The following is an 11,952-nucleotide window of genomic DNA, read 5'->3' as shown; positions in this document are numbered from 1 at the left end:
TCCAGCCAGCATCTTGAATCACAAATCCAACCGAGCGGGAATCCCTTCCGATTCTATCGAGCGGTGAAACGCTCTAGATCTTCTCCTGGATCAGCGCCTTGGCTTCGGCGATCCGCCCCTCATCGCGGCGATAGAAAATCCATTGCTTGGTGCGCTTGGTGCTGAGCAGGCCGGCCTGGGTCAGCACGCGCATATGCTCGCTGAGCGTCGCCTGGCTGATGCCGAGCTTCTCGGCGATCAGCAGTGCGCAGACGCCGTCCTCCACAAGATCGCCATCGGCCTGGCGCGGAAAATGCGCGCGCGGATCCTTGAGCCAATCGAGGATCTGCAGCCTGCGCTCATTGGCGAATGCCTTGAAGATGTCGACCTCTTGCATTTAGCCATTTTGCTAAGTTACTAATTGAAGTCAATCCCGAGGAGCAGGTCATGTTGAACACAAGCACGTCGGACAAAGGGACGATCACGCGCGAACGCATCGCCGCCGTGGAGTCGCGCATCCGGCCCTATGTCCGCCATACGCCGGTGATGCGCGTCGACATGGCGGATTTCGGCCGGCCCGCCTTCCCGGTCGACCTAAAGCTCGAATCCCTCCAGCATTCCGGCTCGTTCAAGGCGCGCGGCGCCTTCACCAATCTGCTTGAGCGCCAGGTGCCCGAAGCCGGCGTGGTCGCCGCGTCCGGCGGCAATCATGGCGCAGCCGTCGCCTACGCCGCCATGAAGCTCGGGCACAAGGCGACCATCTTCGTACCCGAAGTCAGCCCGCCGGCGAAGCTCGCGCGCATTCGCGGCTATGGCGCCGAGCTGGTGGTTGGCGGCGCCCGCTATGCCGAAGCGCTGGCCGCCAGCGAGGATTTCGCCGCCAGGACCGGCGCCCTGCAGGTGCACGCCTTCAACCAGGAAGAAACGCTGCTCGGCCAGGGCACGCTCGGCCTTGAGATCGAGGCCGACCTGCCCGAGCTCGACGCACTTCTGGTCGCCGTCGGCGGCGGCGGCCTTATCGGCGGCATCGCCGCCTGGTTCGCTGGCCGCATCCGCATCGTCGCCATCGAGCCCGAGGGAGCGCCGACGCTTTACCGTGCCCTGGAGGCCGGAGCGCCGGTCGATGCGCCCGCCGAGGGCATTGCAGCCGATTCGCTGGCGCCGAAGCGCGTTGGCGAGATGATGTTCCCGATCGCCGAAGCCTTCGTCGAGCGATCGATCCTGGTGAGCGACGATGACATCGTCGCGGCGCAGAAAGCGCTGTGGGACCGCGTGCGAATCATCGCCGAGCCGGGCGGCGCCGCGGCCTTCGCCGCCATGCTTTCGGGGCGCTATGTGCCGGCGGAAGGCGAGCGCGTGGCGGTCCTGGTCTGCGGTTCCAACACGAATCCCGGCAATTTCTGATCATAACCCGGCCAAACCGCTTCACGTTTTTTGGAACTCGCCTCGCCTTTGCCGTGTTTGTTGGTATCCTTCTGCTGATGACGTCCGGGCTATCGTGCCCGGGCAGGAAGGGCCGATGACCGAACGTCCCATTTCCAGCGGCGAACGCGGCCTGGCCAGCGGTGGACGCGGCCTGGCCGGGCGCCTGGCGCTCAGCCGGTTGGCGACGCGGGCCTCGATACTCTTCGAGCGCGCCTGGCCGCTTGTGCTGCCATTGCTGGTCGTTGCCAGCCTGTTCCTCAGCTTTTCATGGTTCGGTCTGTTCCCGCGTCTGCCGGACACGGTACGCATTGGCCTTCTGATCCTGTTCGCGCTGGCCGCGGTCGCGGCACTCTATCCGCTTCGCTTCTTCCGCATCCCCTCGGCAGCCGAGATCGACCGGCGCATCGAGGCAGCGAACGAATTGCTGCACAGTCCGGTGCAGGTGCAGACCGACCGGCCGAGCGGCGCCGAGAGCATCTTCTCGCAGGCGCTGTGGCGCGAGCACCAGAAGCGCATGGCCGAGCGCCTTTCGAGCCTCGGCGCCGACCGGCCGCGCACCGGTGTGCCGGACTATGACCGCTGGGGCTTGCGCGCCGTGGCGGGGCTGCTGTTCGTCACCGCCTTGGCCTTCTCCTTCGGACCCTTTGGCGGCAGAGTCAGCGACGCTTTTGTCGCCCGCGCCGCGCACGATGCGGTGCCGCCGCGCATCGATGCCTGGGTGACACCGCCCGCCTATACCGGCAAGGCACCGCTGTTCCTGACCGCTGACGCCAACCAGGCCGTCCAGACCTTTTCCGTGCCGCAAGGCAGCGACGTTTCGCTGCGCGTCACCGGCGGCTCGGGCGAGGAAACGCTGAGCTATGCCGATCAAGGTGGCAATGATCGCGCCATCGAGCCCGCGGCGCCCCCCGTAGCACCGAAAGGGGCCGCGCCCGCCGCTTCCAGCCAGACGGCGCCAAAGGTGCGCCAGTTCTCCGGCAAGCTGAACACCAACGGTACGCTGACGCTGAAATCCGGCGACAGCGATCTCGGCCACTGGGCCTTTGCCGTCATTCCAGACAAGCCGCCGACGATCCGCTTCGTCGGCGAGCCGAAACGCGCCGTCAACGGCGCCATCGAGCTGAATTACGAGATCGCAGATGATTACGGGGCGGCCTCCGCCAAGGCGGTTTTTGAGCTGTCGGACCCGCCGGCGGCCAACGCGCATCCGCTTTATGGCCCGCCCGACATGCCGTTGACCCTGCCGCGCCGCGGTGGCAAGGCGAGCGCGGCCAAGACGACCAAGGATCTGACCGAGCATGTCTGGGCCGGCAGCAACATCAAATTGACGCTGAGCGTCACCGACGATGCCGGCCACACCGCGACCAGCGAGACCAAGACAATGGTCATGCCCGAGTGGCCCTTCGCCAATCCGCTGGCCCGGGCGGTGATCGAACAGCGCCGGCTGCTGGCGCTTGACACCAATGCCAAGCCGCGCGTTCTCGACCTGATGGACGCGATCACGCTGCGGCCCGAGGACACGTTCGACAACATGTCGAACTATCTTGCCATCATGAGCGCGAGGAGCCGGCTGAAGCTCTCCGAGAGCGACGACCAGCTGCGCAACGTCGTCTCCTATCTCTGGGAAATCGCGCTCGGCATCGAGGAAGGCAATCTGTCTGCCGCCGAACGCCGGCTGCGCCAGGCGCAGCAGGTGTTGCAGGACGCCATCAAGAACGGCGCCAGTGATCAGGAGATCGAAAAGGCGATGAAGGAACTGCGCGAGGCGATGAACCAGTTCCTGCAGGAATTCGCCCAGCGCGCGCAGCAGAACCCGAACGCGCCGCAGATGCAGCAGAACGGCCGCGAGCTGCGCCAGAGCGATATCAACCGCATGATGGACCAGATCGAAAATCTGGCCAAATCGGGCGATCGCGACAAGGCGCAGCAGCTTCTCTCAGAGCTGCAGGACATGATGAACAACCTGCAGGCCGGCCGCCAGCAGCCTGGCGGCGAGCAAGACAGCGAGATGCGCCAGCAAATGGACAAGCTCGGCGACATCATGCGCCGCCAGCAGGAGATGATGAACGACACCTTCCGGCTGGACCAGATGCAGCGCGGACAGCGTGGCGAGGGCGGCGAGCAGCAGCAGCTTGGCGAGGATGGCGAACAGGGCCAGCCCAACGACCAGCAGCGGCCGGGGCCCGGTCAGGACCGCGATCCGCTGGCACGGCCGAAAATGTCGCCGAAGGATTTGGCCGATGCGCTGAAGCAGCTGCAGGAAGGCCAGGGCCAGTTGCAGAGCGAGCTCAATCAGTTGAAGAAAGGCCTCGAAGGCATGGGCATGGAGCCCAATGAAGGTTTCGGCGAGGCCGGCAAATCGATGGGCAATGCCGAACAATCGCTTGGCCAGGGCGACGGCGACCAGGCCGTCGGCCACCAGGGCCGCGCGCTGGAGGCGCTGCGCCGCGGCGCCAAGGAAATGATGAAGCAGATGCAGGCCATGCAGGGCGATCAGGGCGGCAGCGAGCAGGGCGGCCGCCAGCAGGACGCCGACCGCGATCCGCTGGGGCGGCCGCGCGCCACCAACGGCCCCGACGACGGCACCTCGGTCAAGGTTCCCGACGAGATCGACGTCCAGCGCGCGCGCCAGATCCTCGACGCGATCCGCAAGCGGCTCGGCAATGCGCTCAGCCCCGATATCGAGCGCAGCTATCTCGAACGGCTGCTGGAGCTGAAATAGTCCGTCGGCGTTGCGAGATTGCCCTGCACATTCAGAACCGGTAGCGTCATAGCCGAGGGCACAGGGCGATGATCGATTTCTGGTTTTCCATCGGCAGCACCTACACCTACCTTTCGGTGATGCGACTGGCGAAGATCCAGGCTGAGACCGGCATCGAGTTCCGCTGGCGGCCATTCAACGTGCGCTCGATCATGATCGAGATGGACAATATCCCCTTCGCCAAGAAGCCGGTGAAGGCCGCCTATATGTGGCGCGACATAGAGCGTCGCGCGGCGACGTACAGGATGGTGCCCAAGCTACCCGCGCCCTATCCGCTTGCCGAACTTGAGCGCGCCAATCGCGTCGCCGTCATTGCCGCGCGGGAGGGCTGGTGCGAGGCCTATGCCAGGGAGAGCTACCGACGCTGGTTCGAGATGGGTGAGCCGGCCGGCAGCGAGCCGAACATCTCGGCAAGCATCAAGAAAGCGGGGCAGAAACCGGAACCGATCCTGCGGGAGGCCGACAGCGACGCCGCCAAGGCTGATCTCGCCGCCGCGACCGAACAAGCCAAGGCGCTCGGCATTTTCGGCTCGCCGAGTTTCCTCGTCGACGGCGAGCTGTTCTGGGGCGACGATCGCCTGGATGATGCCATGCGCTGGCTCAGGCAGATTGAAAGTGGCCCGCCGGACTAAAGTCCGACCGCCGCGCCGGTCTGCCGGGTCAGCATGAAGGCCTCGCGGATCGCGTTCTCCATGCCGTCGATCGCTTCGCCGGTCGCCAGCGGATTGCGGTGCAGGACAACGTTCGAGGAATCGATGTCGCCGAAACCGTCGGCAGCCGTCAGTTCGCGGCAATCAGGCGGGATGTTGCTGCGCGAGATCGGCGCGATCGCCAGGCCGGAAGTGACGGCGAGCGTCAGGCCGCCATTGGTGTCGCTGGTATAGGCGACGCGGTAGTCGAGGCCGCGCTGCTGCAGCGACTTGATGGCGAAGTCGCGGCACCAGCCGTTGCGGCTGTAGAGCGCGATCGGCACCGGCCGTTCCTCATGCATGTGGTGCAGCGTCGATGTCACCCAGACCGTCGGGTCGTGCATCAGCACCTCGCCGCCGGAAGAGCCCTCCCATTCGAACACCACCGCGAGGTCGAGCTCGCCGGCCGCGAGTGCCCGCACTTGCGAATCCGAATGTGCGTAGCGCACCGTGACCTCGACGCGCGGATGCCGCTTGGCGAATTCGCCCAGCGCCCGCGACAGGATCGAACGTCCATATTCGGCCGGGATGCCGATGCGCACCAGCCCGCCGAGCGGCGGCGCCACCAGCGAGGCCGCCGTCTCGTCGAGCAGCGAGACGATCCGGCGCGCGTTGGCGATCAATTCGCCGCCGCGGCGCGTCAGCGCCACGCCGCGTGAGCCGCGCTCGAACAGATTGTCGCCGACCATGTCCTCCAGCTTCTTCATCTGCATGGACACGGCCGATTGCGTGCGCCCGGCTTTCTCCGCCGCACGTGTGAAATTGCCGGTTTCGGCCACCGCCACGAAGGTGCGCAGGAGGTCGCTGTCGAGGACTGGTCGCATCGAAGTCGCCATAAGAAAAGCTGATTGCTGGCATCATTCCAATTCGTTTGCCAGATGTCAAACGCCGCAGGATAGTCACGACACCCATTGGATATGCGACCGCGAAATCGGTCGCGGACCAATCGAAGAGTCCTCACTCGTGCCCGCTGCCTGAAAACGGTGGCGGGTTCTTTTTCGCTGGATCGATCATGCAGAACCGGACGGTGCTTGGCATTTTGAGCCTCTGCCTCGGCGTGCTGGTCTTTTCGCTGCAGGATCCGCTGGTGAAGGCGGTGTCGAGCGGCTATCCGGTGACCGAGGTGATGGCGATCCGCGCCATCGTCGCTCTGCCGATCCTGATCGTACTCGTCCAGGCCGATGTCGGCCTGAAGGCGGTGCTGTCGAAGCGCTTCGGCATGCTGACGCTGCGCGCCTTCATCCAGTTCTCGTCCTACACGGTCTATTATCTGGCGATCGCCGCCTTGCCGCTGGCCGATGCGGTGGCGCTCTATTTCATGGCGCCGCTGTTCATCATGGCGATGGCCGGTCCCTATCTCGGCGAGCGCGTCTCCTGGAAAACGCTGGCGACGGTGCTGATCGGCCTGGTCGGCGTGCTTGTGATGGTGCGTCCGGGCGCCGGCGTGTTCGACTGGGCGGCGCTGCTGTCGCTGGGCTCGGCCTTCCTCTACGGCTTTTCGCAACTGATGGCGCGCCGCATCGGCGACACCGAATCCTCGACCGTGATGGCCTTCTACCAGAACGGCGCCTATCTCAGCGGCGCCGTTGCCGTCGCGACCGTCTTCCAACTTGCCGGCATCACCCATGCCGCGCATCCGAGCGTCGAATTCCTGGTGCGGCCATGGGTGTGGCCGACAATGGCGGACTTCCTGAAGATGGCCGCCTGCGGCCTCGTCGCTTCGGCCGGCATGATCCTGTTGTCGCAGGCCTACCGGATGGCGCCCGCCAACCGCGTCGCCACGTTCGAATATACAGGCATTCTGTGGTCGCCGCTCTGGGGTTTCCTGTTCTTCGCCGAAGTGCCGCGTGAAACCACCGTGCTGGGCGCCGCATTGATCATCGGCGCCGGCCTGCTTGCGCTCAGCGGCGGGCGTCGGCGAGGTGCTGCCCCGACCGCCCCTGTTACGACCGATGCGGTCTCAAGCGAAGCAGCTTAATGCCTTGCCGACGCGGCCGCGGATCTCGGCAAGCGTGAACGGCTTCTGCACGACGTCGAGGATGATGCCGTTGAGTTCCTCGGCGCGCTCGCGCTGGTCGGCATAGCCGGTCATCAGCATGATCCGCATCGTAGGGAACTCTCTCGAGGCGGCTGTCGCCATCTCGATGCCGTCCATTTCCGGCATGCGGATATCGGACACCACCAGATCGAAACCGCCACGCGCCTGCCGGATCATGTCCAGCCCCTGCGCGCCGTCGGTGGCGATGGTGACATTGTGGCCATCGCGCTCGAGCGCGCGGGCAGCGAGGGTGCGGACGGACTCATCGTCCTCGACGATCAGAAGCTTTGCCATGCCGAGATAGATGCCGCCGAAATGTTGATGTTTTCTGAAAATTCTAACGATCGGCAGCTTTCGGAATGGCCCCGCCTCCTCAGGCGTCGCCTTTCACCACACCGACAAACGGCAGCTCGCGGAACGCATGGGCGACATCCATGCCGTAGCCGACGACAAAATAGTCCGGGCAATCGAAGCCGACATAGTCGGCGTTGAGCGAGGTCTGGCGGCGCATGCGCTTGTCGAGCAGCACCGCGACGGCGCAGCTCTTGGCGCCACGCGAAAGCATCAGGTCGCGGGTGTAGGAAAGCGTCTTGCCGGATTCCAGTATGTCGTCGATCAGCAGCACGTCGCGGCCGGCGACCTCGTTGTCGATGTCACGCAGCACCCTGACCTCGCCGCTCGTGGTGCCGGCGCCATAGCTGGAGATGAAGATGAACTCGACCTCCGGCGACAGGCCGACATCATGCATGGCGCGGATGAGATCGGCGGCGAAGACGAACGAGCCCTTGAGGATCGAGATCACCAGAAGGTCATGGTAGTCGCGCCCGGCGATTTCCTTGGCGAGCTCGAGATTGCGGCGCGCGATCGCCGACGCCGAAAACAGGACCTCGATGTCCTTGCCGCGTACAACTGGCATAGTTTTGTCCTTCCAATCGGCTTCAACGCCGGAAGGTGAGGTCTATTGAGATTCAGGTCAGGCCGGCCTCACCTGAAGATCGACATACCTAGCCGGCGAAGATTACGGAGACGGTTCTGACGCCGTCTTTAGGCACATCGAGGCGGCTGGAAAAGCCGAATCTTTCGCCAGGCCCCAGGGAACGGTTGGATGTCCCCAGCCTGTAGCGGATGATGTTGGAATTGTTGTCGGTGACGCGGATTTCGAGCGGCGGCAGTGTTTCCGACCTCATGCCGTCATTCGCTGCCTCGCCATCCACGAACAGCACCGGCTTCAAGCCCGTCGCATCGATGCGCGACGTCACGCCGGAAATGGTGAGCGCGCTCGCCGGCGCGGCGGCCGTCCAAAAGGGGCTCTGCCGGACCAGCGCATGACCGCCCGACACCCAGAAGGAGACCAGCGCTATACCGATGCCGGCTATCCAGAACAATGGACCGCCACGCGAGGATCGCGACGGCGCCGCCTCCGATCTGCGAAGCATGCCCATGCCGCCGATCGATGGCGTCGACGGCATCTGCGGCGGCGGTGCCGATTCTGGATAAGCGGCAAAACGCGTCAGCACCACGTAATCGGCATCGACGATATCGGCGGTACCGAACATGACGCGTTCCGGCGCGGCATTTGTTGCCGTGCCGGTCATGATTTCGCCGGAAACAGGGCGCGCGGTTCTCTCGTCAGCCATTACGGCACCAGTGCAGTCTTCGTTTCTTTTGCGTAAACGGAATTGGTTAACGCTTCCCCACCGGAATGGCTTTGATGCACGCTGAGCATCGCAAAATTAACCGCCGGTTAACCATGCCGGCCGATGGTCTGTTAGAGTAGATTGTGGCGCGTCGCCGCCGAGAGTTTCCAGGTCGCCGAACGTGATCCGCTTCGAAAATGTCGGCCTCCGCTATGGCATGGGTCCGGAGATCCTCCGGGACATCTCCCTGCACATTCCGGAGCGCTCCTTCCAGTTCCTGAGCGGCCCTTCGGGCGCCGGCAAGACGACCTTGCTGCGCTTGCTGTTCATGTCGCTGAAGCCGACGCGCGGCCTGATCACCATCTTCGGCAAGGATCGCTCGCGCATTTCGCGGGGCGAACTGCCGCTGCTGCGCCGCCGCATCGGCGTGGTGTTCCAGGACTTCCGCCTGCTCGACCATATGACGACCTACGAGAATGTCGCGCTGCCGCTGCGCGTACGCGGGCGCGAGGAAGCGACCTACCGCACCGATGTCACCGAGCTTCTGAAATGGGTCGGCCTCGGCGACCGCATGCATGTGCTGCCGCCGGTGCTGTCCGGCGGCGAGAAGCAGCGCGCCGCGATTGCCCGGGCCTTGATCGAACAGCCGGAGATCCTTCTGGCCGACGAGCCCACCGGCAATGTCGACCCGCCGCTGGCGCGCCGGCTGCTCAGGCTGTTCATAGAGCTCAACCGGCTGGGCACCGCTGTGGTCATCGCCACCCACGACCTTGGCCTGATGGAGCAGGTCGATGCGCGCCGCATGATTCTGGCCGGTGGAAGGTTGGACGTCTATGACTGACCTTCCGGCCGATCACCTCCACGACGAAGCCGAGACGCCGGTGACGGTCCGGCGTGTCCAGCGCAAGACGGCGCCGATCGTGCCGGCGCAGAACATCGCCGGACGGGCGCTGGTGCTGGTCATCGCCATCATGACCTTCCTGTCCTGCCTCACCTTCGGCGCGGTGACGCTAGTGCGCGATACGGCATCGGTATGGGAAAACCAGATTTCGCGCGAGGCGACGATCCAGATCAAGCCGGCCGACGGTCTCGACATGGAGGCGGCCCTTGCGCAGGCCTCGCAGATCGCCAGCGAGTTCCCCGGTGTGAAGGGAACCAAGATCATCGACCGCGACGCGACCGCGCGCCTTCTGGAACCATGGCTGGGCAGCGGTCTCGACATCGACGAGCTGCCGGTGCCGCGCCTCATCATCGTCACGATCGACGAGGCCAGCCCGCCGGACTTCGCCGCCATGCGCGCCGCCATCACGCCGAAAATCCCGACCGCGGCACTCGACGACCACCGCACCTGGGTCGACCGCCTGGTCGCCATGGCGCACACGACGGTGACGATCGGCATCGCCGTTCTGGTGCTGATGCTGTCGGCGACCGTGCTGACGGTGGTGTTCGCCACGCGCGGCGCCATGGCCGGCAATGGCCACATCATCGAGGTGCTGCATTTCGTCGGCGCCGAGGCGCGCTTCATCGCGCGCGAATTCCGTTGGCATTTCCTGGTCACCGGCATGAAGGGCGCGGCCGCCGGCGGCGCCCTGGCGATCGCCGTCTTCATCGTCTTTTCCTGGTGGTCGTCGCGCAACATGGCCACGCCCCAGGCCGACCAGGCGACCGCTTTGTTCGGCAATTTCGCCATCGGTTCGGCCGGTTACTTTGGCGTCGGCCTGATGGTGCTGGTGATCGGCGCGCTGACCGCGGCCACCTCGCATGCGACCGTCGTCGCCTATCTCAGCGACATCGACGTTCGCCAGCCGGATGCGGGCTGACCCATGAGATCAATCCGGAAACCAGCGCAAAGCGCTATATTCAAACAAGACAACGATCACACGTGGGACACTTGCCGTAACGCAATGTGCGCCGTCCCACCTATCAACGGCCGCATTTCGGAGTTAACCATTAGAAGCTTTCAGGATTAACCCGGGGATGATGGAAGCGCGGGATTCGATCGAGACGGCTGGACGGATGCCGGCGATGCGTATGCGCAGCGCTGCCTCCGTCGGGTTCGGTCGTCTGCGGCTCGCCTTGCGCGTCTGCGGTTTCGTGGTTCTGGCCGCGCTGGTGCTTTTTGCCGGCGGCTTCGGCTGGTTTGCCGACAAGGTCAGCCATATGACGACTCCGGCCAATCCGGCCAGGGCCGATGCCATCATCGTGCTCACCGGCGGGCAGTCGCGGCTCGACGCGGCGATGGACCTGCTGGCCTCCGGCAAAGGCGAACGCTTGCTGATCAGCGGCGTCCATCCGTCGGCTACCAGGCGCCAGCTGCAGGCGGCAATGGGCGGCGACAGGCAGCTCTTCTCCTGCTGCGTCGATATCGACCGCGCCGCGCTCGACACCATCGGCAATGCCGAGGAAAGCGCCAAATGGGTGGAGAACCACGCCTATGGCAGCATCATCATCGTCACCAACAACTACCACATGCCGCGCAGCCTGCTCGAGATGGGCCGGCTGCTGCATGGCGCACGCCTGGAGCCTTATCCGGTGGTCAACACTAACCTCGGCAATGGCGGCTGGCTGACCAAGCCGGAAGCGCTGCGCGTGCTGCTGACCGAGTACAGCAAATATGTACTGTCGCTGGCGCGCGGCTTCCTGCGGCTTCGCACGACGTCCGAAGGCGTCACTTTGGCGGAAGCATCGACCGTGGTGAAGAATTAAACCTCAGCCGCCGCATTATCGCGCAAGCGGGCTATCTCCTGCTCCAGGCCGGCTATGCGCCGGTCGCGCTCGGCAAGGGCGGCCGCGACATCCGCGGCTTCAAAACGCTGGGGAATATGCTGCGGGCAATTGGCATCCCAGGCCGTGACCGTGAACAGGATCGCCTGCTCCGGCCGCGCCTTGTAGTCCGCCGGCATCAGCTTCGCCGTCAGCTCCGGGTCATTCTCGACGACATGCGCCCTGCCCCAGATCTTGATGCGCTGCCTGAGCATGTAGTCGATCAGGAACAGGAAGGCCCGGTCGTTGTCCTCGAGATTGCCCTGGGTGATGAACTGCCGATTGCCGGAAAAATCCGCAAAGCCGATCATGTGCTCGTCCAGCACCTTGAGGAAACCGGCCGGCCCGCCGCGATGCTGGATGTAGGGCTGGCCTTCGGCATTGGCCGTCGCCAAGAACACGCTGGTCTGCGCTTCGATGAAGGCGGCGAGGTCCGGCGTGATTGTTGCCCGCCAGCCGCCGCGCTGCTCGACGCGCGCATAGGAATCACGCGATCCCTTGCGGGACTGGATGGCCTTGACGGTCGGCGTGAAGGCGACGTCGCTGGTGAATTCATTCATGCCGGCGCTCCGCGAACAGTATCGCACACCATTTAGCCTCTTCCGAAATTCGGATGTAGAGAGCATATTTGCAAACTCATCCTTCCATATTTCGGGAGAA

General features: G+C 64.6%; 13 protein-coding genes. 7 read left to right on the top strand and 6 right to left on the bottom strand.

Annotation, left to right across the window (positions count from 1 at the left end):
- Nucleotides 1–73 precede the first annotated feature (73 nt).
- A complete protein-coding gene (locus tag LB565_RS24280; RefSeq protein WP_224588445.1) occupies nucleotides 74–376 on the bottom strand; it encodes an ArsR/SmtB family transcription factor in 303 nt (100 codons plus the stop codon).
- A 50-nt stretch (nucleotides 377–426) separates the two neighbouring features.
- Between LB565_RS24280 and LB565_RS24275 the strand changes: the two genes are divergently transcribed.
- The 3 genes from LB565_RS24275 (at nucleotide 427) to LB565_RS24265 (ending at nucleotide 4,797) form a co-directional block, all read left to right on the top strand.
- A complete protein-coding gene (locus LB565_RS24275) occupies nucleotides 427–1,383 on the top strand; it encodes a threonine/serine dehydratase (protein WP_224588444.1) in 957 nt (318 codons plus the stop codon).
- Nucleotides 1,384–1,498: 115 nt separating this feature from the next.
- Nucleotides 1,499–4,126 (top strand): TIGR02302 family protein, encoded by a 2,628-nt coding sequence (locus tag LB565_RS24270; RefSeq protein ID WP_224588443.1) that lies wholly within the window; start codon nucleotides 1,499–1,501, stop codon nucleotides 4,124–4,126.
- A 68-nt stretch (nucleotides 4,127–4,194) separates the two neighbouring features.
- A complete protein-coding gene (locus LB565_RS24265) occupies nucleotides 4,195–4,797 on the top strand; it encodes a 2-hydroxychromene-2-carboxylate isomerase (RefSeq protein ID WP_224588442.1) in 603 nt (200 codons plus the stop codon).
- On the opposite strand, the gene LB565_RS24260 is transcribed toward LB565_RS24265, so the two are convergent.
- Nucleotides 4,794–5,678, bottom strand: a complete 885-nt coding sequence (locus tag LB565_RS24260) for a LysR family transcriptional regulator (protein WP_224588441.1) — start codon at nucleotides 5,676–5,678, stop codon at nucleotides 4,794–4,796. The two genes, LB565_RS24265 and LB565_RS24260, sit on opposite strands and share 4 nt — an antisense overlap.
- A gap of 188 nt (nucleotides 5,679–5,866) precedes the next feature.
- On the opposite strand from LB565_RS24260, the gene LB565_RS24255 reads away from it, so the two are divergent.
- On the top strand, nucleotides 5,867–6,832 hold the full coding sequence (locus tag LB565_RS24255) for a DMT family transporter (protein ID WP_224588440.1): 966 nt from the start codon (nucleotides 5,867–5,869) through the stop codon (nucleotides 6,830–6,832).
- On the opposite strand, the gene LB565_RS24250 is transcribed toward LB565_RS24255, so the two are convergent.
- The 3 genes from LB565_RS24250 to LB565_RS24240 all read right to left on the bottom strand — a co-directional run bounded on the left by LB565_RS24250 (nucleotide 6,815) and on the right by LB565_RS24240 (nucleotide 8,529).
- Complete coding sequence (locus LB565_RS24250) at nucleotides 6,815–7,186, bottom strand: response regulator (protein WP_224588439.1); 372 nt, start codon at nucleotides 7,184–7,186, stop codon at nucleotides 6,815–6,817. The two genes, LB565_RS24255 and LB565_RS24250, sit on opposite strands and share 18 nt — an antisense overlap.
- 79 nt (nucleotides 7,187–7,265) lie before the next feature.
- Nucleotides 7,266–7,808: a hypoxanthine phosphoribosyltransferase gene (hpt, locus tag LB565_RS24245; RefSeq protein ID WP_140542580.1), complete on the bottom strand. Its 543-nt coding sequence runs from the start codon at nucleotides 7,806–7,808 to the stop codon at nucleotides 7,266–7,268.
- An 88-nt stretch (nucleotides 7,809–7,896) separates the two neighbouring features.
- Complete coding sequence (locus tag LB565_RS24240) at nucleotides 7,897–8,529, bottom strand: hypothetical protein (RefSeq protein WP_224588438.1); 633 nt, start codon at nucleotides 8,527–8,529, stop codon at nucleotides 7,897–7,899.
- A 181-nt stretch (nucleotides 8,530–8,710) separates the two neighbouring features.
- Here LB565_RS24240 and ftsE point away from each other — a divergent pair, with 181 nt between their 5' ends.
- The 3 genes from ftsE to LB565_RS24225 all read left to right on the top strand — a co-directional run bounded on the left by ftsE (nucleotide 8,711) and on the right by LB565_RS24225 (nucleotide 11,235).
- Nucleotides 8,711–9,370 carry a cell division ATP-binding protein FtsE gene (gene ftsE, locus LB565_RS24235; RefSeq protein ID WP_140632926.1) on the top strand — a complete coding sequence of 220 codons (660 nt, stop codon included), beginning with the start codon at nucleotides 8,711–8,713 and terminating at the stop codon, nucleotides 9,368–9,370.
- A complete protein-coding gene (locus LB565_RS24230; protein WP_224588437.1) occupies nucleotides 9,363–10,349 on the top strand; it encodes a cell division protein FtsX in 987 nt (328 codons plus the stop codon). Before ftsE ends, LB565_RS24230 begins: the two co-directional genes overlap by 8 nt.
- A 157-nt stretch (nucleotides 10,350–10,506) precedes the next feature.
- Nucleotides 10,507–11,235 carry a YdcF family protein gene (locus tag LB565_RS24225; protein ID WP_224588436.1) on the top strand — a complete coding sequence of 243 codons (729 nt, stop codon included), beginning with the start codon at nucleotides 10,507–10,509 and terminating at the stop codon, nucleotides 11,233–11,235.
- Here LB565_RS24225 and LB565_RS24220 read toward each other — a convergent pair.
- Nucleotides 11,232–11,852 carry a pyridoxamine 5'-phosphate oxidase family protein gene (locus LB565_RS24220; RefSeq protein ID WP_224588435.1) on the bottom strand — a complete coding sequence of 207 codons (621 nt, stop codon included), beginning with the start codon at nucleotides 11,850–11,852 and terminating at the stop codon, nucleotides 11,232–11,234. The genes LB565_RS24225 and LB565_RS24220 overlap by 4 nt on opposite strands.
- Nucleotides 11,853–11,952: the final 100 nt, after the last annotated feature.

The organism is Mesorhizobium sp. CA14 (genome assembly GCF_020165195.1).
In the GTDB taxonomy this organism is placed as follows: domain Bacteria; phylum Pseudomonadota; class Alphaproteobacteria; order Rhizobiales; family Rhizobiaceae; genus Mesorhizobium.
Note: the sequence above shows the minus strand (reverse complement) of the source record. Positions and strands in the feature narration are given on the sequence as shown.